The organism is Harryflintia acetispora (assembly GCA_004340125.1).
GTDB classification, from domain to species: Bacteria; Bacillota; Clostridia; order Oscillospirales; family Ruminococcaceae; genus Harryflintia; species Harryflintia acetispora.
Genome location: SLUK01000002.1, coordinates 362733 through 385918 on the forward strand (window position 1 = coordinate 362733; position 23186 = coordinate 385918).

Here is a 23186-nt window from a genome sequence, read left to right on the forward strand (position 1 = left end):
TCACCTTCGTAAAACGCAGGTGAAGGGGCTTCTTTTTGTGTACGGGAGTTTCGGAGTTTTTAAGGTTCCCATCCTTTTTACCCCAATTTTACAAACGTCCCCTTACTCTTTTACATTGCTGCCTTATACTGGACCTGCAATGAAAAGAAAGGTGGAAAAACAATTGAAAAAGACGATTTCCGGCTTATTGGCCCTTTCCCTGCTTTGTTCCATGCTGGCCGCCTGCTCCGGGAGCGGCGAAACCTCCTCCGCTTCCGAGAGCGGCGCGCCCGCGTCCACGGCTCCGGTCTCCAGCGAGACGCCGAGCGATCCTTCTAGTGAGGAGACCTCCCCTGAGGACGCCGGGGCGATGTCCGGCGCGATCACCGTCATCTCCCGTGAATCCGGTTCCGGCACCCGCGGCGCTTTCATCGAGCTTTTCGGCGTCGAGGTCAAGGACGACGCGGGCAACAAGAGCGACACCACCACTCCCGAGGCGATCGAGGTCAACTCCACCAACGCGGTGCTCACCGGAGTCGCGGCGGATAAGAACGCGATCGGCTACGTCTCCCTGGGATCCCTGGGCGACACGGTGAAGGCCCTGGACATCGACGGCGCGAAAGCCAGCGCCGAGAACGTCGCCTCCGGTACATACAAGGTGGCCAGACCCTTCAACATCGCCACCAAGGGCGAGGCGAGCGGCCTTGCCAAGGATTTCATCGACTTTATTCTCAGCGCCGAGGGACAGGCGGTCGTCGAGGAGAGCGGTTACATCAAGGTCGGCGAGCCCGCCCCCTTTGCCGGCAGCAAGCCCGAGGGCAAGCTGGTCATCGCCGGTTCCTCCTCGGTCACCCCGGTGATGGAAAAGCTCAAGGAGGCATATCTTGCGATCAATTCCGCCGCCACCATCGAGATTCAGCAGAGCGATTCCACCGCCGGCATGCAGGCGGCTCTGGACGGGACCTGCGACATCGGCATGGCTTCCCGCGAGCTCAAGGACACCGAAACCGCAGAGCTGAGTGGTATCCAGATCGCCCTGGACGGCATTGCGGTGGTGGTCAACACCGAGAACCCCCTCACCGCCCTGAGCAGCGAGAATGTCAAGGGAATCTACACCGGCGGGATCACCGACTGGTCCGACGTGAAATAGCCCTCCCATAAACGACAATGGGCCGCCTTTGGCGGCTTATTGTCCTATCCGGATACAAAAGGAGAAGCTCCTGATGAAGAAAAAAGTGCTGGAAAAGGGGATGGAAATCCTTTTCCTGATCACCGCCTGCGCCTCGATCGTCGCGGTGCTGCTGATCTGTGTCTTTATGTTCGCGGGCGGGCTGCCCGCCTTTGGGAAGATCGGGGTCTTAAACTTCCTCGGCGGCGAAAAATGGGCCCCGATGGACGTGCCTCCCTCCTATGGGATCCTGCCGATGATCGTCGGCAGCCTCTACGTCACGGCCGGGGCGATTCTCATCGGGGTGCCCATCGGGCTGCTGACCGCCATCTTCATGGCGCGCTTCTGCCCCAGGGGGCTGTACCGGTTTTTAAAGCCCGCGCTCGAGCTGCTCGCAGGGATTCCCTCCATCGTCTACGGCTTCTTTGGGATGGTGGTGCTCGTCCCCTTCGTGCGCGGTACCTTCGGCGGGACCGGGAACAGCATACTCACCGCCTCGATCTTACTCGGCATCATGATTCTGCCGACCATCATCGGGATCAGTGAATCCGCATTGCGCGCGGTGCCCGAGGAGATTTATGAGGGGGCGCTGGCGCTTGGGGCCACCCACGAGCGCAGCGTGGTTTTCACCGTTTTGCCCGCCGCTAAGTCGGGGCTCCTCGCCGGGGTGATCCTGGGGATCGGCCGGGCAATCGGCGAGACGATGGCGGTCATCCTGGTGGTTGGCAACAACGCGCGCATCCCGGACAGCCTGCTCAAAGGGGTACGCACCCTGACGGGCAACATCGTGCTCGAAATGGGCTACGCCACCGGCCTGCACCGGGAGGCGCTGATCGCCACCGGCGTGGTGCTCTTCGTCTTTATCCTGCTGCTCAACCTCTGCTTCTCGGTTTTAAACCGGAAGAAGAAGACTTGAGGAAAGGAGTATCCCATCTATGAAAAAAATCATTCCGATCAACCGCATGACCCTGTGCCAGAGGCTAAGGAACTATCTGCACTCTCCCCTCTCCTTCCTCATATTTCTGCTCGTCACCCTCGCGGCGCTGTTCAGCGTATTCATCCTGCTCTTTCTCGTCGTCTATATCCTAATCATGGGCATCCCCCACCTCACGCCCGAGCTCTTCGCCTTCAAATATGATTCCGACAACGTGTCGATGTTCCCGGCCATCATCACCACCGTGCAGACGGTGATCCTCTCGCTGCTGATCGCGGCCCCTCTGGGGATCGGCTGCGCCATCTACCTGACCGAGTACGCCAAGAAAAGCAACCGCCTCGTTCCCATCATCCGCCTCACCGCCGAGACGCTCTCGGGGATCCCCTCGATCGTCTACGGACTCTTCGGCATGCTCTTCTTTGTCACGGCGCTGCACTGGGGCTTCTCCCTGTTGGCGGGGGTCTGCACCCTGTCCATCATGGTGCTGCCGGTCGTCATGCGCTCGACCGAGGAGGCGCTGCTCTCGGTGCCCGACGCCTACCGCGAGGCCAGCTTCGGCCTGGGCGCCGGGAGGCTGCACACCATCCTCAAGGTGGTGCTCCCCTCGGCGGTGCCCGGGATCCTGGCCGGGATGATCCTCGCCATCGGGCGGATCATCGGCGAGACGGCGGCGCTGATCTACACCGCCGGGACGGTGGCGCAGATACCAAAGGACGTCTTTCAGTCCGGGCGCACCCTTGCCATCCATATGTACGCCCTCTCGAACGAGGGGCTCCATGTGGGCGAAGCCTACGCCACCGCGGTGGTGCTGCTGCTGACGGTGCTGCTGATCAATACGTTCGCCTCGGTGATCGCGAAAAAGATCGCCAAGGTATAGGAGAAGCGATATGAAAAAGTTTTCGATCGAGAATCTCGACCTCTACTACGGAGCCTTCCACGCGCTCAAAAATGTGAACCTCGACATCGACGAGACCTGCATCACCGCCTTCATCGGCCCCTCGGGCTGCGGGAAGAGCACCCTGCTCAAAACCCTCAACCGGATGAACGATTTGGTCGAAGGATGCAAAATTACCGGTAGGGTGTTGTTGGATGGGGAGGATATATATTATAATTATGATGTCAACCTTCTGCGCAAGAACGTCGGTATGGTCTTCCAGAAGCCGAACCCCTTCCCGATGAGCGTCTATGACAACATCGCCTACGGCCCGCGCACCCACGGCATCCATTCCAAGGCGAAGCTCGACGAGATCGTCGAGCGCTCGCTGCGCCAGGCGGCGATCTTCGACGAGGTCAAGGACCGGCTCAAAAAGAGCGCGCTCGGCCTTTCGGGCGGGCAGCAGCAGCGGCTTTGTATCGCCAGGGCCCTGGCGGTCTCCCCCCAGGTGCTGCTGATGGACGAGCCCACCTCGGCGCTGGACCCGATCTCGACCTCCAAGATCGAGGACCTGGTCCAGGAGCTCAAAAAGTACTACACCATCGTAATCGTCACCCACAACATGCAGCAGGCCACGCGCATCTCGGACAAAACCGCCTTCTTCCTGCTGGGCGAGGTGGTAGAGTATGACAGCACCGAAAACCTCTTCTCGATGCCCCAAGACAAGCGCACCGAGGACTACATCACCGGCAGGTTCGGATAGAAGGAGGAACAGATATGCGCAACCGGTTTGACCACGAGCTTGATTTGCTCGGCAATGAAATGATCGAAATGGGCGCCCTGATCGAGACCGCCATCGGCGACGCCGTAAGGGCCCTCTGCCAACAGGACGCCGCCCTGGCGCAGCGCGCCATCGAATTTGACGCACAGATCGACGAGAAGGAACGGGACATCGAGAGGCGCTGCCTTCGCCTGCTGCTTTCCCAGCAGCCAGTGGCGAACGACCTGCGCATGATCTCCTCCGCGCTCAAGATGATCACCGACATGGAGCGGATCGGGGATCACGCGGCGGACATCAGCGAGCTGACCATGCGCCTGCTCGGGCAGGACTACACCCCGGCGCTGCGGCATATCCCCCAGATGGCCGAGGCCACCATCAAGATGGTCAAGGAGAGCGTGGACGCCTATGTGCAGAAGAACCAGCAGCTCGCCGAGGCGGTGATCGCCTACGACGACGTGGTGGACGACCTCTTCGACAGGGTAAAATTTGAGCTGATCGACACCCTGCGCCAGAACACCGGCGACGGCGAGCTTTCGATCGACCTGTTGCTGGTGGCCAAATATTTCGAGCGGATCGGCGACCACGCGGTGAACATCGCCGAATGGGTCATCTTTTCGATCACCGGGCTGCACAAGGACCGGCGGATCATCTAGACTATATCGGGCCGCTCCCCGCCGGGGCGCGGTCTATTGGAAAGGCGAGAGACAGTATGGCGAAGATTTTTTGTGTGGAGGACGACGAGAGCATTCGCGAGCTGATCCTCTATGCCCTGCACAGCGGCGGCTTCGAGTCCGAAGGATTCGAGAGCGGCAGGCAGCTTTTCTCCTCCCTCGCAAAGGAGACTCCCGCGCTCATCCTGCTGGACATCATGCTGCCGGAGGAGGACGGGACCGAAATTCTGGGGCGGCTGAAAGCCACGGCCAAGACCAGCGGCATCCCGGTCATCATGCTCACCGCCAAGACCTCGGAATACGACAAGGTCAAGGGGCTGGACGCCGGGGCGGACGACTATGTCACCAAGCCCTTCGGGGTGATGGAGCTCCTTTCGCGCATCCGCGCGGTGCTGCGCCGCTGCGGCGGCGGGCGGGAGAAGGTCGTCTCCTGCCGGGAGGTCACCGTCGACTATGAGAGGCGCACCGTCACGGTGGGCGAGAACGGCTGCGAGCTGACCTATAAGGAGTTCGAGCTCCTGTATTACATGATCTGTAACCGCGGCGTGGTCCTCTCGCGCGACAAGATCATGGATGCAGTCTGGGGATTCGATTTCGAGGGCGAGAGCCGCACGGTGGATATGCACATCAAGACCCTGCGCCAAAAGCTGGAGCGCGCGGGCGCGCACGACCTGATCAAAACGGTGCGCAGCGTCGGCTACAAAATCGAGGGCTGACTGCTCCTTTGCGGCCCCATGCCGCCGGAGCAGCCTTCCCGAGAAAGGAACCATCATACTATGAAACGACGGATATTCTCAGTCTTTGCGCTGCTGACGGCGCTGGTGACCATCGCCACCACCCTGTCGGTCTGCGTGCTGTACTACGGCTTTTACCGGGAAACGGTCAAAAGCGGGTTGCAGGACGAATGTTATGCCCTCGCGCGCAGCGTGGAGGAATCGCAGGACGTACCGGAGCTGCTGCGCCAGGTGGGATATGCCCTTGGCAGGAACACCCGCATGACCCTTGTCGGCACAGACGGGGCGGTCCTCTTCGACTCGGGGCTGGCCGCCTCCACCCTGCCCAACCACGGCGACCGGGAAGAATTCATGCAGGCCAGGGAGCAGGGCTTCGGCGAGGCGACCCGGCATTCGGATACCCTCAACGCCGACACCTACTATTACGCCGTGGCGCTGGAAAACGGGAACCTGCTGCGCCTCTCGCGCACCATGAACAGCATCCTGGATGTGTTTTTTGGCACCGTTCCGCTGATCCTGCTGGTGCTGGTGCTCTCCCTGGCGCTCTCGCTGCTGCTGGCTTCCCTGCTCACCAAGATGATCCTGCGTCCCGTCAACGAGGCCGCGCGGCAGCTCGAGGGGATGCTGACCCCCGGTGAATATACAGAAATCAAAACCTACCGGGAGCTTGAGCCCTTCATCGGCAAGATACGCGCCTTACAGCGGCAGCTCGAGGAATATGTCCGAAAGCTCAAAGCGCAGAAGGACACCGTGGGCACCATCACCCGCAACATGCGCGAAGGGCTGATCCTGATGGACCGGGAGAAAAATATCCTGGCCATCAACCGCAGCGCACAGGAGATGCTCGAAACCCCCGGCGGGATGGATTACACCGGGCAGAATATCCTGCATCTCACCCGCAGCTTACAGCTGCAGGAGGCGCTGCAAAAGGTGCTGAGCGAGAACCGCGGCCTCTCCTTCGACGAGGAGGATATTTTGGGCGGCTGCCACCGCTTCTTCGTCAGTCCCGCGCAGGATGAACGCGGCCAGCTCGACGGGATCATGGTCTTTATCGTGGACATCACCAGCGAGAAGAGGGCCGAGCAGGTGCGCCGGGACTTTGCGGCCAACGTCTCGCATGAGCTAAAAACCCCCCTGACCTCGATCAACGGCTTTGCCGAAATGATCGAAACCGGGATGCTCCAAAGCAGCGACGATATCCGCGCCTCCTGCGCGCGGATCCACCGCGAGGGCAGCCGGCTGATCCGGCTGATCGACGACATCATCCGCCTTTCGGAAATCGAGTCCGGTTCCGCCGAGGAACAGGTAGCCCCCTGCTCTTTACGCGAGATCGTGGACGAGGCCATCGCCAGCACGGAAAGCCCGGCCCGCGAAAAGGGGATCAAGATTTCGGTCAGCGGCGAGGACGTCATGCTGTATGGACGCCGGCCCATGCTCTACGAGCTGGTGTATAACCTGCTGGACAACGCGATCAAGTATAACGTCCCGAAGGGCTCGGTCACCCTATCGCTCTCGCAGAAGGAGGAGCGTGCCCTGCTGCAAGTATCCGACACCGGGATCGGCGTCCCGCCCGAGCACCTGGAACGGATTTTTGAGCGCTTCTACCGGGTGGACAAGAGCCGCAGCAAGCAGACCGGGGGCACCGGGCTGGGACTGTCCATCGTCAAGCACATCGTGGAGTACCACCACGGCACCATCACCCTCACAAGCAAAGAGGGCGAGGGCACGACCTTCACTGTCGTCCTGCCCAAAAACGGCAAATAAAAACCAAAGCACCGGGGAGGTTTATCTCCCCGGTGCTTTTTTACTTTATATGAGTTTTCCGTTTCGGGCAGATCAGCTCGTAGGAGTGGGCGATCATTTCATGAACGGTCTCCGCCTCCAGGCCCGCGTCGAGATAGACGGTGTTCCAGTGCACCTTGTTCATATGGTACCCCGGGACCACCCGCCCCTGGTAGACCCGCCGCCAGAAGTCCGCCTGCATGGGATCGCATTTGAGGTTGAGGCAGAGTCTCCCCTGCAGATGAAAGAGCATGGCGAAAATTTTCCGGTTCCCCTGCCGGCGCAGGATGGTCCAGTCCGGGTCGTCGAAGGGATAATCCTCATAGGCCCCCGGCAGGGTGAGGCAATAGTCGATCCAGGGCTGTTTATCTCGCATAATACACCCCCTCGGCCGTAAAGATTTAAAACAGCAAAAAACTATCTTCCTGCGTTGCAGACAATCCCCTTGTCGGCATCCACCGTGACCACCGTGGAGTTCTTGATCAGCGAAGAAGCGTTCTTCGCGCCCACAATCACCGGAATATCCAGCGTCATCCCCACGATGGCCGCATGGGAATTGAGCCCCTGTGTTTCGCAAACGATGCCGCTCGCCTTTTTGAGCAGGTCAAGAATCCCGTTGGAGGTCTCCCGGATCACCAGGATATCCCCCTCGTTAAAATTTTGACGCGCCTCCTCCTCGCTGTGGGCGACGCAGGCGTTCCCGGTGCAGGAGAGCTTGTTGACCCCTTGCCCGGTGACCAGCACATTGCCCACCGCATGCACCTTGAGCAGGTTGGTGGTGCCCGACACGCCAAGCGGTACCCCGGCGGTGATCACCACGATGTCCCCGCTGCGCACAAGGCCCGCCTTCTGGGCCTGCTGCACCGCGTGCTCGAAGAGCTCGTCGGTGTTCTCCTTGACCTGACACATCAGCGGGATAACCCCCCAGGACATGTTCATCTGGCGGTAGACCTTCTCGTCGTAGGTACAGCCGATGATCGGCATCAGCGGCCGGTAACGGCTGATCATCCGCGCGGTACGCCCCGAACTGGTCACGGTGATGATCGCCGCGGCGCCCAGGTCATAGGCGGTGGTGCAGGTGGCGTGGGAGATGGCGTTGGTGATGTCCTCCCTGGCCGGGTACTCCTGCCCATAGAAGCGCTTTTCGTAGTCGATGTCGTCCTCGGCGCGCCGGGCGATGGTGGCCATCGTCTTGACCGATTCGACCGGGTATTTGCCCGCCGCCGTCTCGCCCGAAAGCATGATGGCGGAGGTGCCGTCATAGATGGCGTTGGCCACGTCGGTCGCCTCGGCCCTGGTGGGCCGGGGATTCTTCATCATGCTGTCGAGCATCTGGGTGGCGGTGATGACGAATTTCCCCGCGTTGTAGGCCCTCTTGATCAGCTTTTTCTGGATCACGGGCACATCCTCAAAGGGTATCTCCACCCCCATATCGCCCCGCGCGACCATCACCCCGCTGGATAGCCGCAGGATTTCGTCGATATTGGCGACACCCTGGGCGTTCTCGATCTTGGCGATGATATGGATGTTGTCGCAGCCCTGCTCGTCCAGGATTTTACGGATTTCCGCGATGTCCTGCGCGGTGCGCACGAAGGAGGCGGCAATAAAATCGAAGTCCTGCCCCACGGCAAAGATCAAATCCTCCCTGTCGCGTTCCGATATATAGGGCATGGAGAGCGCGATGTCCGGGACGTTGACCCCTTTCTTGTCCGAGACATCCCCGCCGTTTTGCACCCGGCAGATGATGTTCGTCCCCTCGATCGCCTGCACCCGCAGCTCGATGAGCCCGTCGTCCAGGAGGACCTTGTCCCCGGGCTTTAGGTCTCCCGCCAGCTCCTTGAAGGTGATCGAAACGCGGTTCTCATCCCCCTCCACCTCGTCGCTGGTCAGGATGAAAAGGTTCCCCCGCTCGAGTGTCGCCCGGTGGTTTTTGAAGTTCCCCAGCCGGATTTCCGGCCCCTTGGTGTCCATCAGGGTAGCGACCGGGATCCCCAGCTGGGCGCTGGTGTCGCGTAGCAGCTGAAGCCTCTTTTTATGCTCCTCGTGGGTGCCGTGAGAGAAATTGAAGCGCGCGATGTTCATTCCCGCAAGGATCAGCTCCCGCATGATCTCCGGAGAATCGGTGGCAGGTCCCAGTGTACAGACGATTTTGGTTTTTCTCATGTATCCTTCTTTCCTCTCAAACCGCCCGTTTTTCGGGCAGAAAATATAGCTATTTCAGCTCGGCGATGGTGACCCCCGCCTCGCCCTCTCCGAAGACGCCCAGGCGGAAGGTGCGCACCGACTTGTTGCGCCGCAGCGCCTCATGTACCGCCTTTCGCAGTACGCCGGTCCCTTTGCCGTGGATGACGGTGACGTTCTTGATCCCGCTGAGCACGCATCCGTCGATGAAGCGCTCGAGCTCCATGATCCCCTCCTCGGCGTTCATCCCGCGCATGTCGAATTCGGTGGAGCCCTCGCGGGTCGCCTTGGACTGTAAGGTGCGGCTCACCCTCCCGGCGCTGGGCTGGCTTTTATTTTTCGGCGTATCGATCAGACGCAGCTCGCTCAGAGGCACCTTGGTCTTGATCGACCCCGAACGCACAAAGACGTTGCCGGACTTGTCCGGCTCGCGCAGCACCACCCCGTTTGTTCCAAACGAACTAATCTTAACGCTGTCCCCCTCCCGCAGCGGGCGGGGCAGCACATAGTCCTCCTGCCGCTCGCCGCTGACCGGGTTGGCCCTGTCCTCCAGTGCGCGCATGGCCGAACGGTAGCCGGCCTTCGCCCCCTGCGCCAGAGAAGAGAAGGCGGGATTGTCCTTCTGCTTGCGGATTTCGTCGAGCTCACAGAGGAGCTTCTCGCTCTGTGCGCGCACGTCGCTGACGATCCGGCCCGCCTGGGAACGCGCCTTATTAATTTCAAATTCCTTCTGCTTTTCGAGATTTTCCCGGAAGGCCTCGGCCTCGCGGCGCTCCCGCTCGGCGCTTGCCACCAGGGCATCCACCTTCCGGCGTTCCTCCTCCAGGGACTGCCTGGCCTGCTCAAGCTGGGTGACTACATCCTCAAAGCGGGCGTTGTCGCTGGCCACATGCCCCTTGGCCGCCTCGATCACGCCCTCGTCCAACCCCAGCCGCTGGCTGATGGCAAAGGCGTTGGAGCGCCCGGGCACACCGATCAGCAGCCGGTAGGTCGGGCGCAGGGTGGCAAGGTCAAACTCGCAGCAGGCGTTCTCCACCCCGGGCGTCTGCAAAGCGAACATCTTGATTTCGGCATAGTGGGTGGTCGCGGCGATCTTGCAGCCAAAGAGGCGCAGCCGCTCGAGGATCGCCACCGCCAGCGCCGCGCCCTCGACCGGGTCGGTCCCGGCGCCAAGCTCGTCCATCAGCACCAGGCTGCGCTCGTTGGCAACCTCTAAAATGGACACGATGTTGGTCATATGCGCCGAGAAGGTGGAGAGGCTCTGCTCGATGCTCTGCTCATCCCCGATGTCCGCGAGGATGTACTCAAAAACCGACACCTCACTGCCCTCGCCGGCGGGGATCATCATCCCGCACATCGCCATCAGCGTCAGCAGCCCCAAGGTTTTGAGGGCCACCGTCTTGCCGCCGGTGTTCGGGCCGGTGATGACGATGGTGTCAAAATCCGTGCCGAGGCGGATGTCGATCGGGACGATCTTCGCGGGATCGATCAGCGGATGCCGCCCGCCCTTGATGTCGATCCCCCCGTCCTCGCGCAGCTTGGGCACGACGGAACGGGTCTCCTGACCGTAGCGCGCCTTGGCAAAGCAAACGTCCAGCTCGACGAGCTTTTCAAAGCTGAGCATGATGCTGTCGGCATAGCTCCCGCACTCGGCCGAGAGGGCGGCGATGATCCGCGCGATCTCCTTTTGCTCCTCCCCTTCGAGGAGCCTGATCTTGTTGTTCTGCTCCACCACCCCGGCCGGCTCGATGAAGACGGTCGCGCCCGAGGAGGAGGTATCGTGCACCATGCCCTTGATCTCATTTTTGTGCTCGATCTTGACCGGGACCACAAACCGTCCGTCCCGGATGGTAACGATTGATTCCTGCAAGTAGGTCTGGTAGTGCGGCGAGCGGATCATCCGGTCCAGCTGCTCACGCACCGAGGCCTGCGCCGCGCGGATCTTGCGGCGGATGTCCATCAGCTCGCCGCTGGCATCGTCGGCGAGCTCCTCCTCCGAGACGATGGCCGAGCCGATCATATCCTCGAGGTATTTGTTTTCCCCCAGCGCCCAGAAGAGTTCGTCAAGCGCGGTGTGCTCCTCCTCGCAGCGCTCGCGGTAGGCCTTCAGGGTGCGCACGTTATAGAGCACCCGCGCGATGGCCAGCAGCTCGCGCAGCGAAAGGCTGGCGCCCACCTGCGCCCGTTTGAGCGCAGCGGCGCAGTCCTGCACATTGTAGATGGCCGGCGCGCCGTACCGCACGCAGAGCGTATAGGCGGCGTTGGTGCGCTCCATCTCCCCGCAGACCTCGCGGTAGTCGCTCTGCGGCTTGGTCGCGAGCAGGCGCTCACGGCTCACCTCGCATCCGGCGAAGGAGCAGAGCCGCTCGAGAATTTTGTCCAGTTCCAGTGTATGATAATATTTTGTTGGATCGATCATAGGTTTTCCTTTCCGGTAAATGTACCACCCGCCGCCACCATTGTACCCGATCGGCTCATTATGTACAAGATCCGTGTTTCCGGTACTTCAAAAATTTCCCGTCAGTTGGGCAGCATGGCGTTATAAAAATCCAATGTTTTAAAGGAGCGGGAGAGCTGTGTCTTGACATACCGCTCGCAGACCGCCGTCAGCTGTAAAAGGGCCTGTTGAGACAGTGTAAAGCTGTAGAGCTTTTCAGGGCTGGCATAGAGGATATGCCGCATGGCCGCCAGCACCGAGGGGCTCAGTTCAACATACTGCCCGGCTTTCGGTGCCGTGTCGCACCCGGCACAGACCAGCTCCCCGCTGACAGGGTAAAAATGGAAGAGCGGCCGCTCATACTGCCCGCATTCCCGGCAGGCGACCAAGTCCGGCATATAGCCGCTCAGCGATATCTGACGCAGCTCGTAAAGAGGCTTGATAAACTCCGCCGAACGCTTGCCCGTTTCGAGCAGGTGCAGGCAGTTGAGCAATAGTCTTTGCTGTTCCTTCGCCGGCTCCCCCGCCGGGGCGGTGTCGGCGCACAACTCGCACAGATAGGAGGCGAGGGATAGTTTTGTAAGGTCCTGGCGCACCCCAAAAAAAAGGGCGTTGCTGTCCGCGCTGTCGATGGTGAAGCGGTCCTTGTGCTTAAACAGCACAAAGCGAGAGTAGCCAAGCAGCTCGGTAGAGCCGCTCAGCTTGCTCCCGGGCCTTTTTGCTCCTCTCGCATAAGCGCGAACCACGCCGATCTCGGCGGATAACAGGGTCACCAGCCTGTCGCACTCATCGATATTGGTTGTAGCGATCACGATCCCATCGGTCGTCATCCGCATCGGGAATCAGGTCCTCCCTAAAGTCCGTGGTCTTCTGGTTTTGCAGCTTGACATAGTTTAAGTAGTCCTCCACCCTGCCGGTGTGTAAAAAGATATTCCATGCATTTTGCCTTTCCACCGAAAAACCTCCCCATCTTAAGAAACATGATCGCGCACAATCTTTCTTTTGTCCGCAGATTTTAGTGTTTCCGATGGGCCAGCTTTTATCAGATGAAACTTTTGTATCCCTTGGGAAAGAGGACCAGAGCTGCCGTTTCGTTTTTGTCGTCTTTATTTGAAGCCGAGGTTGCGCATAATGTTTTCATCCTGCCGCCAGTCGTCTTTGACCTTGACCCAGCATTGCAGGTTCACCCGGCAATCCAAAAACCGTTCGATGTCCTCGCGCGCCTGGGTGGCGATCTTTTTGAGCATCTGCCCGCCCTTTCCGATGACGATCCCCTTGTGGCTCTTCTTCTCGCAGATGATGGTCGCCTGGATGTCGATCATGCCGCCGCCCTCGCGCTCCTTCATGCTCTCCGCCACCACGGCGGTGCCGTGCGGGATCTCCTCGCTGAGGTTTTGCAGCAGCTTCTCCCTGATGATCTCCGCCACGATCACCCGCTCGGGCTGGTCGGTCAGGGTATCATCCTCGAAAAAGTGGGGCGAGGGCTGCGCCATCGCGCAGAGCTTATCGAGAAGGATGTCGGTCCCGTCCCCAGTCACAGCACTCAGCGGAATGACGTCCTCAAACTCATAGAGCTCGCTCATCGCCTGGATTTTGGGCAGCAGCAAAGATTTGTCGCTCAGCGTGTCGATCTTGTTGATGGCCAGAATCGCGGGCATGCACCCTTTGCGGAAAGACTCGATTAAGTCGAGCTCGGCCTTCACCGGCTCCCCGGTCGGCTCGCAGACCAGCACCGCCACATCCACGTCCGCGACCGACTCGTCGATCTGGCGCACCATGTACTGCGAAAGCTTGGTGCGCGGGCGATGCAGTCCCGGCGTATCGGTGAAGACAAGCTGGGTCTCCCCGACAGTCAGCACCCCGGTGATCCTGGTGCGGGTGGTCTGGGGCTTATTTGTCACAATCGCGACCTTTTCGCCCAGCAGCCGGTTCATCAGCGAGCTCTTCCCCACGTTCGGCCGGCCGACGATTGCGACAAATGCGGATTTTGTTTCCATTTATATTCCTCCGGGCCCAAACTGCGGGACCCATTCCCTATTCATCTTTTTTCCCCTGCCTGGGGTTTTGTTTTTGTTCCGGTACAAAAATAAAGGCCGCCGCCAGCAGAAGGTACCCGATCGCGCCGCCGAAGAAGAGGACCGGATGCGCCCCCATGACCGCCAGAAGCCGTCCGATCCCGCCGGGATCGCAAAAAAGAATCAACCCGATCACCGCCGCGCCGACGGCACAGATCAGCACCGCGCCGGCCGCGATGTCCTTCGCCAGCTTGGCGAGGTGGTTGTAGCCGGGCGAGAGGAGGTTGACCACCGTCTCGATGGCGGTGTTGAGCATCTCCGCCGCGATCACCATGCAAAACAGCAGTACGATCAGCGCATACTGCGCCGCCGAAAAGGAATAAAAGGCGCAGAGAAAGACCACGCCCAGCGCGATCGAAAGGTGAATGCGCATGTTGCGCTCGTTGGCGATACAGTAGCGTATGCCATAGAAGGCGACCTTGAAGCTGCCAAGCAGGCTGCGGATCGGTCTACTCATCTTCGTCGAGCACGTAGCTTGCGTTGCGCTCGAGACCGAGCTTGGCGAGCACGGCCTCCTCCTTCTCACGCATGCGCACCTGCTCGATCCCGCCCTGCTCGTGATCATATCCCAGAAGATGGAGCATCGAATGGACGGTCAAAAAGGAAATCTCCCGCTGCAGCGAATGGCCGAACTGCTCGGCCTGCTCGGCCGCGCGCGCCACCGAGATCACGATGTCTCCCAGCATGTAGCAGCCGGTGTCGGGATTGAGGTCGTACTGCCCGTTGTCCGAATTCGGGAAGGAGAGCACGTCGGTCACCGCATCCTTGTCGCGGTATTCCTTATTGAGCTGACGGATCTCGTCGTTTCCGATGAAGCTGACGCTCACCTCACAGGGCTCATGAAAGCCCTCCATCTCCAGCACCGCGTGGCAGCTGCGCCGGATCAGAAGGCGGATGCCGGTGGGAATCTTGACCTCTTTCTGCCTGTCCGAAATCATCACTTTTACAACACTCATGACCTGTTTCTTTTGCCCTCCTCATACTTCTCATACGCCTTGATGATGTCCTGCACCAGCCGGTGGCGTACCACGTCTTTTTCGGTAAAGTAGACGATCGCAATATCGTCCACATTTTTGAGTATCTTGCACGCCTGGACCAGGCCGCTGACCTTGTGGTCGGGCAGGTCGATCTGGGTGATGTCCCCGGTGACCACCGCCTTGGAATTGGTGCCCAGACGGGTGAGGAACATCTTCATCTGCTCGGGGGTGGTGTTCTGCGCCTCGTCCAGGATGATGAAGCTGTCCTCCAGTGTGCGGCCGCGCATATAAGCCAAAGGGGCGACCTCGATGCTCCCGCGCTCCTGCAGACGGGTGAAGCCCTCGGCCCCCAGCATGTCGAAAAGCGCGTCGTAAAGCGGGCGCAGATAGGGGTCGACCTTGTTCTGCAGATCCCCCGGCAGGAAGCCGAGCTTCTCGCCCGCCTCCACCGCGGGACGGGTCAGGATGATCCGGCTGACCTGGTGGTCCTTGAAGGCCCGCACTGCTCTGGCCACCGCGAGATAGGTCTTTCCGGTACCTGCGGGGCCGACGCCGAAGACCACCGTGTTCTGAGAGATCATGTCGTTATACTGCTTCTGGCCCAGGGTGCGGGGCTTGAGCGGCCGCCCCTTGGCCGTGATGCAGATGCAGTCCTGCGCCAGGGAGGAGAGCTCCTCCTCGCTGCCCTCGCGCACCATCTGGATACAATAACGCACCGACTGCTCGGTGATCGTCTCCCCCCGCTCCAGGCTTTCGAGCAGGGCGTGCACCGCCTTTTCGCAGAGCAGCACCGAATGTTCATCTCCGGTGATTTTAAGCTGGTCGGCCCGGTTTACCATGCCGACCCCAAACTCCCGCTCCAGCAGCCGGATGTTGCAGTCAAAGTTGCCGAACAGGGCCAGCGCCTGCTCGATCTTCTGGATTTCTACCGTTCTTTCCGCCATCTGGTGTAAGACTCCCTGTATCGTTTTCTTCCATGTCATTTTTCATCGTGTGATAAAACTACTCACATTATTATAGCACACTTTGCCACAGGGTGTTGATTCTTTTTAGTAATTCACAAAAAATTCAGGATTTTCTATGAACTTCCGCCAGTTTTTTTAAGAATTTTTTCCTTTCCTACTGTTTTGTTTCCCCGCTCTGCGCCGGTGGCTGTGCACTGGGTTCCTCCACGACGTCAATTTCCTTCTGGCGGGCGATGTCCTGCTGTAACAGGAACTGGGCGTCCACTACATATTCCTCCCCCTCAAGCCGGCCGCTGGCCGTCTTGGAGGCGATGGTCCCGATCGACGAAAAATCACTTTCATATTGGTTAAGCTGCTCCAGCGCCTGTTCCCTGGCCTGCGCCTCACTCAGGGTGGCGGTATGGACCTCCACCAGCCGGTAGGTGTCGGTTGTGATCTGCAAGGGGATTTTAACCCCAAAGAGCTTGGGGCTCCCCGTCTCGGTCTCCCGTTCGCTGGGCGATTTGGGCGCTCCGGTCAGGTGCAGCGGGATGTCCAGCCCGAAGAGGTGGAGGCTGCGCTTCCTGACCACCTCGCCGGTGGGGGTGCGCAGCTCCTCGCGCAGCGGGACCGCTATGCGCACGTCCTCCTGGAATTCGGCGATCACCTTGGCGCGCGCATGGGTAAAGTATCCCCGCTCCTTAATCTGGGTTCCCTCGATGTAGCTGCTGACGATGATCTCGCCCTCCTGCACCGTGTCCCCGACCTTGAGCATGGGCTGCCCCTCGTAGACCTCCATATACTTGATCTGCCCGGTGCGCGCAGCCACCACGTTGCAGGGCGACTTTTTGTCGATCAGCTCGGGGGCCATCTGGCGCTCCTTGATCTCCACCGTGGCGCTCGAGGCGTGCAGGTTGATCGCGATCCAGCTCAGCTGCGGGGTGAGGAGCATCATCTGGTTCTCTGCGTTGAGGGTATCGATCGACCCGATATAGGCTCCCTCGTAAACCCCGACCTTGCGCAGGTTGTCCAGCAGGTACTCCTCCTTAATCGTCTCGGCCCCCTCGATCTCGACATTCCAGATAAACCGGCTCATCCCGCCGAGGAAGAGTGCGAAGAGCAGCGCCCCCACCAGCAGGCCGATCCTCTTGCGGTAGCGGAAGCGGGTAAAGGGCATACCGCCCTTTTCAATCAGGCGCATGCGCACCCCGGTCTTCTTGGCGATGGGGCGCAGCCGCTTGTAGCCCGCCGCCGTGGTGCAGGCTGTGACCCCCGTTTTACTGCGCACCGTATCCCAAACCGGGACCCCTGCGCGGGTACACAGGTTCAAAAACCGTTCGATAAATCCCCCGCTGAGCGAAAAACGCACGACCCCTTTGATATATCTTAACAGTCTGATAAACAATGTTCATTCCCCCGACCGGCTAATTGATGAAGTCCACCGACTGGATGTACCCCTCGATGACCACGCTCTCCTCGCTCATGCTGCGCAGCTGCAGCGCCCGGCCGCAAAAGCGCACCGTCATATTGCCGAGATTTAAACGGATAAAGTCCTCGTTATATTCCACCACGCCCTTGCAGCCGTCCACCAGCGCCTCCCGGTTGGACATCAGCTCGATCTGGCACATATTATTTAAAGAAGCCTCCGGCATCTGCAAGATGGAACCGATCAGCGTTTTTTTCTCCTTCGGGGGCTGCATCTGCTCCGCTTCGCGTTGCCTGCGGTTTCGTATGCCCTGCTTCGCGCTCATCCCACTCTTCCTTTCCTGCTCGTTCTGCGCCTTTTTACGCGGGCGCCTCATATCCATTTATATGAGCGTGCCTCCCCGCTTAGACGGTTTTAATTTCGGCCTTGCCCTCATATGAATGTGAGGTAACGTCTGCGGCTATGAGAAAGGAAGGATCGGATGAAAGAGAAATTTCGGCTGCGCCACCTGCCACTGGCACTCGGGTGCGCCGTGCTGTGCATACTGCTGCTGGCCTGGGGCGAGCCCGCCGCCGCGGGGGTGAAGCGGGGGCTGCGCACCTGTGCCGAGGTGATCATTCCTTCCCTTTATCTCTTTATGGCCGTCTCCGGTTTTATCGCGCTCAGCCCGGCGGGGGAGCTCCTTTCACGCCCCCTGTCACTGTTCACCCGCCACCTGCTGCGCCTCCCCGAATGTATGGGCCCGGTGGTGCTGCTCAGCTTCCTCGGCGGATACCCGGTCGGGGCCAAGACGATCGACTGCATGCTCGAAAGCGGAAGGATCAACAAGGAACAGGCCGAGCGGGCGATCTGCTTTTGCTGCAATGCCGGGCCCTCCTTCGTGGTGACGGCCATCGGGGCGCGCATGCTCCACTCCCCCGCCTTCGGCGCCGCGCTGCTGGGGGTGCACATCTTGTCCGCCCTGCTCATCGGGATATTCCTCTCACGCCGCGCGCCCGTTCCGCCAAAGGGCGGCACCAAAGGGGCCGCGCTGCCGGCCGGGCAGGCCTTCGTGCTTGCGGTGAACAACGCCACCAGCGGGATCCTCATGATCTGTGCCTTCGTGGTTCTCTTCTCCGCCTGCGGCGAGCTGCTCGATTACAGCGGAGTGATGGACCGCCTCAGCGCGTTGCTGCCCGGCGCGGCGCTGGGGGGCGACGCCCTGCGCGCCATCGTCGTCGGGATGATGGAGGTGACCACCGGCTGCCTGCAGGCGGCTGCCCTGCCCGGGGTGCTGCCGGCCGTGCTGATTCCGCCGATGATCTCCTTTGCCGGGCTCTCGATCCATTTTCAGGTGCGTTCCTGTTTGAGTAGCCGGGGCCTCTCCTTTCGCCGTTTTACCCTCTGCCGCTTCCTGCATGCCCTGCTCACGCTGGGCGGCTTTTGGCCGCTCTACCGCTCGCTGCATCTGGCACAGCAGACCTTCTACCCTATCTATTACCCCTATCCGCCGGTGGGGTATTATAACCCCAACACGCCGATCGCCACCATCCTCCTGCTGCTGGTGAGCGGGGCGGTGCTCCTGTTGGTCTGTGCGCCGCTTTACCTGTTCGGCTCCCGGCTCGACCCCAAAGAGAGCAAAAAGGAAAGCGCAAAAGCGGGAAAACGGTAGAAATCTTTCGGAAAATCTGGTAGAATAAAAGCTCAGCCTATCAGGAAGGAGGCCGGGCTTATGTTCCGCCAGAGTTTCTTTTCCCAGGAAATCCCCCCCGCCTGCCAATATTGCCGCTTCGGCTTTCCCACACGGGATAAAAACCAGTACCTCTGCGAGAAGCGCGGCCCCGTCCCGCCGCATGGCAGCTGCCGCAGGTTTCTTTACTGTCCGCTCAAGCGGATCCCCACCCGTGCGCCCAAGCTGCCGAGCTATACCAAAGAAGATTTCGAGCTTTAGGCTCTCAAACCATACGGAGGTCCAAATCACGATGAAACGACTCTTTCATAAGACCCTGGCCATTCTGCTGAGCGGCGCGCTGCTGCTTTCCTTTTCCGGCTGTAGGGAGACGCAGGAGGACGGCGAATCCGCCCTGCCAGTCTCGGCTGCCGCCGCGGCGCCCGACGTACTGCGCGCCCTGATCGTCCACTCGGGCGCCAATGCGGAATATCCCAGCGCCCAAAAGCAGGACCGCGAGGAGCTGGAGGCGCTGGCCGACGAGATCGTCGGCTTTGCCAAGGAGAGCAGCCTCAACGCCATATTTTACGAGAGCGCGCCGGGTGGGCAGGCAATGTACCTCTCCAAGCTACTGCCGAGAAGTGGGCATTTTAACTTCTCCGCCGGCTTTTTGCGCAAGCTCGACCCGCTGAAAATCCTTGCCGAGCGCGCCGCGGCCGAGGGGATCGCGGTTTACGCCGTCGTGAACCCTTACGCGGCGGGAACGAGCTCAGACAAGCTCCCCAAGGGCAACGCCGCGCGCGAGTTCCCCGAGAGCACCATCGCCTTCGGGGAGAAGCTCTATTACCGCCCGGACAATCCCGAGGTACATAAGCAGGCGCTCTTAGTCGCGCAGGAGTTGCTGCAAAGCTATCCCCTGGCCGGGATCGTGGTCGGCGACGCGGACGACAGCGAGGTCAACGACTACGACGGGTTTTACACCTATCTGGCGGCGCTGATGTCCGACCTGTCGGACGTGACGGAGGCCGAAGGCAAGCAGCTTGGGCTCCTGCTCTCGGACAAGGCCGAACGTACCCAGAACCGGGAAAAATTCCTCGACAATACCTGCCGGGTCAGCGTGGACTTCATCGCCCCAACACTGAGCGATTCGGCCGGCGGGGCCCTCGCCTCCCCCTACGCCACGGCGCTCGAGACCTTCCTCACCCCGGCAAAGAAATACCAGACCCCGGTCTATACCGCGCTGCAAGCCGAAGGGGCCACCGCCGAGGCGCTTAGCGATATGCTCTTCGTCAACAACTGCGAGGGGCTGCAGGGCGGCGTGCTCGACGGGTACTCCATGCTAAAGGGCAACGACAGCGTGATGGAAGCCGTCATCCCCATGCTCTATATCGACAAAAAGATCCTGCCGGACACCTCCCTGGAAATCCCGACCGAATTTCGGCTTACCCGCCCCTTGGACGGCGACCGCCTGACCATACCCGACCGCAGCTGGGACAGCTACTACATCACCGGTACCTCCGACCCCGGCAAGCCGGTCTATTTCGAGGGGGAGGAGCTCGAGCGCCAAAGCTCGAACGGCACCTTCGGCGTGCTGGTGGAGGTCGATGAGGGGCTCAATACCTACGACTTCGAGCAGGATGGCGTGACCCTCACCGCGAAAATCTACCGGCCCTACGCGAACGAAACCACCAAGATCAGCAAGATCAGTACCTATACCCCGCCCCTGCCGGACTCGAACCAGGCGGTGGGCGAGGGCCTCGCGATGGTCTTCCGCTGCACCGCGCCCGCGGGCGGCAGCGTGAGCGCCACACTGGACGGTGAAAGCTACGAGCTGAAGGCCGCCTCCAGCGCCGAGGACGGGACCCCCGTCGTCTACCGCAAGGAGGTAAAGCTCCCCGCCGGGACGGCAGGGGAAATCGAGAACCTCGGCCGGGTGACCTACACGCTGGAATACGACGGCGAGACCTCCGAGGTCGAGTCGCAGGGGGACGTCTACCTCTACGGGGCCGGACGCACCCCGGTCTACAAGGTCTCGGTGGACCTGGGGACGGTGCTCGACGAGTCTTTGACCAACGGAAACTTTATGACCAGCCTCAAGGCGGGCAGCGTCGGCGAGATCACCGGCCAGACCGACACCTACTATAAGACCTCCTTTGGGGGCTTCATCAAGAAGAGCGAGGTGACTCTCGACACCGGGCTTGAGAGCGCAGAGAACACCGTCGCCTCGGCCCAGTACCGCGCGGCAGAACAGGATGGCGGGGATGAAGCGATTGTTCTGCACGGGAGCGCCGCTGCCTCCTTCGTCGTGGATGATAAGCAGGACGGGAACTTTACCATCCGCCTGTTCGACACCTACGGCGTCGCAAACGGGGTCCTCCCCGCCGAGAGCCGGTTCTTCGATTCCATCACCGCCAAAAACGACGGCGCCGGGACGCTGACCTTCACCTGCAAAAAAGGGGCGGAATCCTACTTCGGATACAACGTCGAGTATGAGGACGAAAACACCACCGTCATCCGCTTCACCGGTAAGCCTCAGATTTCTTCCGTCAAGGGGCGGCCGCTGCTGGGACTCAACATCGTCGTCGATCCCGGGCACGGGGCTTTAGACGTGGGCGCCCTGGGACTGGCCGGGGTGACCGGGCCGATGGAGAAGAACGCCAATATGTACATCGCCCACATCGTGGCAAGATACCTCGAGGGACTGGGCGCGAACGTCTTCCTCACCCGGGAGAGCGACGAGGACTTCCTGGAGTTGACCGAGCGCGTCGGCTTCACCGAGCGGCACGATGCCGATCTCTTCATTTCTCTGCACCACAATTCCCTGAATGAAAACATCGACCCCGGAAAGGCGAAGGGCAGCATGGTCTTTCACTACAACGACATTTCCGAGAAGATGGCCGGTGTCTTTCTCGAGCATATCCTGGACGCTTCGGGTCGGGACGACCGCGGTACGGAAGAGGGCTACTATGTGGTCTGCCGCACCACCCTCGCACCGGCCATCCTCTGTGAGCTCGGGTTCATGCCCAATCCGGAGGAGTACGAGCAGATCTGCAACGAAGCCAACATGCTGAAAATCGGCAAGGCGATCAGCCAGGCCGCTGTGGATTATATCGCGGCGCTGAACTAAAACGCCCATACAAAGAGGGGGCCCGCAAACGGCGATTGCCGTTTGCGGGCCCCCTTTAAACTGGAGGCTATCTAAAACTATTCGCCCATCACGGTGATGAACACCTTACGGCTTTGCACGCCGTCGAATTCGGCGAAGTAAATGTCCTGTGCCCGCCCGCAGTAAAGCTTGCCGTCCATCACGGGCAGGACCGCATGGTTCCCCGCCAGCAGGCTCTTGAGGTGGCCGGGTGCGTTCCCGCCGGTCGCCCCGTAGCTGGGTAGAAAGTGGGAGTGCGCGTAGGGGTAGACGGTGGGGACCATCCGCTCGAGCATCTCCTCGATGTCGATTTCCAAACAGGAGAGGCTCTCGTTGACGATAATACCGGTGGTGGTGTGCGCCGTAATGACATAGACCACGCCGTTTTGGATCCCGCTCTCCTCCACCAGGCGGCGCACATCCCCGGTGATCTTGATCAGCTCGAATTCCTTTTTGCTGAGCAGCTCGATTGTCGTTGTCTTTACCATTGAAATGACCATTCCTTTCCAATCTTGAAAGATTCATCTTTCAAGTTTAGCCCTCCATTCCCAGGAAGCGCAGCGCGTTGCCGCCGAGCAGCTTCTCGCGCGTCTCTTCGCGCATCTCTATGCTGTCCAGCCCCCGCTTGATCCGCGCGCTGCGGAAGCGCGGGTTGTTCGAGCCGAACATCACTTTGTCCGCGAAGTTGTGCTCAAACCACAGCGGTCCCCAGGTCCTGTTGAAGATCTGGTCCATAAACGCCTCGGGCGAATCCATATAGAGCGCCGCGGTATCGGTGTAGAGATTGGGGTACTTTAAGATCAGCGCCGCCGTCTCCACCGCCCAGGGCCAGCCGAAGTGCGCCATACACATGCGCACCTCGGGGTAGCGCTGTGCAACTTCCTCGAAGTTTAAGGGATGGCCGTATTTCATCAGGCAGTTCGGCTCCCAGGACATGCCCGCATGGAACATGATGGGCTTGTTATATTTTTGACACAGCTTATAAATCGGGTCCATCATCGGATCGGCCGGGAAAAAGGCCTGCTTGCAAGGATTGAGCTTCAGTCCGCAAAGCCCGAGGTTTTTAAAGGCATGCTCGAGCACTTCAGGAGCATCCTTGCGCCGCGGGTCCACGCTGGCAAAGCCGATGAAGCGCTCCGGTGCCAGGTCCACGAGCGTCTTGATCTCCTCGTTGGTGCAGACCCAGCCGCCCATGGTGGTGGTGAGGTCCAGCGGCAGAAGCACCAGCTTATCCACGCCGAAGGCATCCATCTGGGTGAAGGTCACCTTTTCCGGATGGGGGGACATCAAATCCCATCCGGCCGCCTTCTTGCGCAGCTCGACCTCCCCGGGATCCTTGCTGATGGTGCCGTAGAAACCGGGATGTACGTGTACGTCGATTACCATTTGTTACCCTCCATTTCTTGCCGGGATCGCCCCCGGCAGACACT

At 60.3% G+C, this 23186-nt stretch carries 23 protein-coding genes; 10 read left to right on the forward strand and 13 right to left on the reverse strand.

Translation table 11 applies throughout. The features are described from left to right. The first annotated feature begins 163 nt into the window (after positions 1-163). The 7 genes from EDD78_RS04305 to EDD78_RS04335 all read left to right on the forward strand — a co-directional run bounded on the left by EDD78_RS04305 (position 164) and on the right by EDD78_RS04335 (position 6905). Complete coding sequence (locus tag EDD78_RS04305; RefSeq protein WP_286168283.1) at positions 164-1129, forward strand: substrate-binding domain-containing protein; 966 nt, start codon at positions 164-166, stop codon at positions 1127-1129. Positions 1130-1202: 73 nt separating this feature from the next. Further along, positions 1203-2063: a phosphate ABC transporter permease subunit PstC gene (gene pstC, locus EDD78_RS04310; RefSeq protein ID WP_242942156.1), complete on the forward strand. Its 861-nt coding sequence runs from the start codon at positions 1203-1205 to the stop codon at positions 2061-2063. A 19-nt stretch (positions 2064-2082) separates the two neighbouring features. Next, complete coding sequence (pstA, locus tag EDD78_RS04315) at positions 2083-2958, forward strand: phosphate ABC transporter permease PstA (RefSeq protein ID WP_117507592.1); 876 nt, start codon at positions 2083-2085, stop codon at positions 2956-2958. Between the two features lie 10 nt (positions 2959-2968). Next, the gene (gene pstB / locus EDD78_RS04320; protein WP_117507594.1) at positions 2969-3718 is read left to right on the forward strand and encodes a phosphate ABC transporter ATP-binding protein PstB; all 750 of its coding nucleotides are present in this window, start codon (positions 2969-2971) and stop codon (positions 3716-3718) included. A gap of 14 nt (positions 3719-3732) precedes the next feature. Then, the gene (gene phoU / locus EDD78_RS04325; RefSeq protein ID WP_117507596.1) at positions 3733-4389 is read left to right on the forward strand and encodes a phosphate signaling complex protein PhoU; all 657 of its coding nucleotides are present in this window, start codon (positions 3733-3735) and stop codon (positions 4387-4389) included. A gap of 56 nt (positions 4390-4445) precedes the next feature. Then, positions 4446-5123 carry a response regulator transcription factor gene (locus EDD78_RS04330; protein ID WP_117507598.1) on the forward strand — a complete coding sequence of 226 codons (678 nt, stop codon included), beginning with the start codon at positions 4446-4448 and terminating at the stop codon, positions 5121-5123. Positions 5124-5183: 60 nt separating this feature from the next. After that, positions 5184-6905, forward strand: a complete 1722-nt coding sequence (locus tag EDD78_RS04335) for an ATP-binding protein (protein WP_165873106.1) — start codon at positions 5184-5186, stop codon at positions 6903-6905. Positions 6906-6945: 40 nt separating this feature from the next. Here the strand turns inward: EDD78_RS04335 and EDD78_RS04340 are convergent, their stop codons facing one another. From EDD78_RS04340 to EDD78_RS04385, 11 genes are all read right to left on the reverse strand, one after another. Next, positions 6946-7299, reverse strand: a complete 354-nt coding sequence (locus EDD78_RS04340; protein WP_132084087.1) for an MmcQ/YjbR family DNA-binding protein — start codon at positions 7297-7299, stop codon at positions 6946-6948. A gap of 41 nt (positions 7300-7340) precedes the next feature. Next, positions 7341-9086, reverse strand: coding sequence for a pyruvate kinase (gene pyk / locus EDD78_RS04345; RefSeq protein ID WP_079699214.1), 1746 nt, complete (start codon positions 9084-9086; stop codon positions 7341-7343). Between the two features lie 49 nt (positions 9087-9135). Continuing rightward, positions 9136-11523: an endonuclease MutS2 gene (locus tag EDD78_RS04350; RefSeq protein ID WP_132084088.1), complete on the reverse strand. Its 2388-nt coding sequence runs from the start codon at positions 11521-11523 to the stop codon at positions 9136-9138. 101 nt (positions 11524-11624) lie between these two features. Beyond that, positions 11625-12377, reverse strand: a complete 753-nt coding sequence (gene recO / locus EDD78_RS04355) for a DNA repair protein RecO (protein WP_132084089.1) — start codon at positions 12375-12377, stop codon at positions 11625-11627. Further along, a complete protein-coding gene (locus EDD78_RS13930) occupies positions 12328-12495 on the reverse strand; it encodes a hypothetical protein (protein WP_165873107.1) in 168 nt (55 codons plus the stop codon). Before EDD78_RS13930 ends, recO begins: the two co-directional genes overlap by 50 nt. A gap of 152 nt (positions 12496-12647) precedes the next feature. Then, positions 12648-13538 carry a GTPase Era gene (gene era / locus EDD78_RS04360; protein WP_132084090.1) on the reverse strand — a complete coding sequence of 297 codons (891 nt, stop codon included), beginning with the start codon at positions 13536-13538 and terminating at the stop codon, positions 12648-12650. A gap of 37 nt (positions 13539-13575) precedes the next feature. Further along, positions 13576-14073: a diacylglycerol kinase family protein gene (locus tag EDD78_RS04365; RefSeq protein WP_132084091.1), complete on the reverse strand. Its 498-nt coding sequence runs from the start codon at positions 14071-14073 to the stop codon at positions 13576-13578. Then, entirely contained in the window at positions 14066-14572 is a 507-nt protein-coding gene (gene ybeY / locus EDD78_RS04370; RefSeq protein WP_079699209.1) for an rRNA maturation RNase YbeY, read from the reverse strand. The genes EDD78_RS04365 and ybeY overlap by 8 nt, the downstream gene beginning before the upstream one ends. After that, positions 14569-15537, reverse strand: a complete 969-nt coding sequence (locus tag EDD78_RS04375; RefSeq protein ID WP_132084092.1) for a PhoH family protein — start codon at positions 15535-15537, stop codon at positions 14569-14571. The genes ybeY and EDD78_RS04375 overlap by 4 nt, the downstream gene beginning before the upstream one ends. A 175-nt stretch (positions 15538-15712) precedes the next feature. Beyond that, complete coding sequence (locus tag EDD78_RS04380; protein WP_132084093.1) at positions 15713-16942, reverse strand: sporulation protein YqfD; 1230 nt, start codon at positions 16940-16942, stop codon at positions 15713-15715. A 19-nt stretch (positions 16943-16961) separates the two neighbouring features. Further along, positions 16962-17288, reverse strand: coding sequence for a YabP/YqfC family sporulation protein (locus EDD78_RS04385; protein ID WP_159448976.1), 327 nt, complete (start codon positions 17286-17288; stop codon positions 16962-16964). Between the two features lie 156 nt (positions 17289-17444). Here EDD78_RS04385 and EDD78_RS04390 point away from each other — a divergent pair, with 156 nt between their 5' ends. From EDD78_RS04390 to EDD78_RS04400, 3 genes are read left to right on the forward strand one after another with little or no spacing between them, the layout of a single operon-like run. Next, a complete protein-coding gene (locus EDD78_RS04390) occupies positions 17445-18614 on the forward strand; it encodes a hypothetical protein (protein ID WP_132084094.1) in 1170 nt (389 codons plus the stop codon). Positions 18615-18674: 60 nt separating this feature from the next. Then, entirely contained in the window at positions 18675-18893 is a 219-nt protein-coding gene (locus EDD78_RS04395; protein WP_079699204.1) for a hypothetical protein, read from the forward strand. 31 nt (positions 18894-18924) lie between these two features. Further along, positions 18925-21738: an N-acetylmuramoyl-L-alanine amidase gene (locus tag EDD78_RS04400; RefSeq protein ID WP_165873108.1), complete on the forward strand. Its 2814-nt coding sequence runs from the start codon at positions 18925-18927 to the stop codon at positions 21736-21738. Positions 21739-21815: 77 nt separating this feature from the next. On the opposite strand, the gene EDD78_RS04405 is transcribed toward EDD78_RS04400, so the two are convergent. Both EDD78_RS04405 and EDD78_RS04410 read right to left on the reverse strand, forming a co-directional pair. Further along, positions 21816-22244, reverse strand: a complete 429-nt coding sequence (locus EDD78_RS04405; RefSeq protein ID WP_079699202.1) for a secondary thiamine-phosphate synthase enzyme YjbQ — start codon at positions 22242-22244, stop codon at positions 21816-21818. A gap of 46 nt (positions 22245-22290) precedes the next feature. After that, positions 22291-23142 (reverse strand): amidohydrolase family protein, encoded by an 852-nt coding sequence (locus EDD78_RS04410; protein ID WP_079699201.1) that lies wholly within the window; start codon positions 23140-23142, stop codon positions 22291-22293. Between the last annotated feature and the right edge of the window lie 44 nt (positions 23143-23186).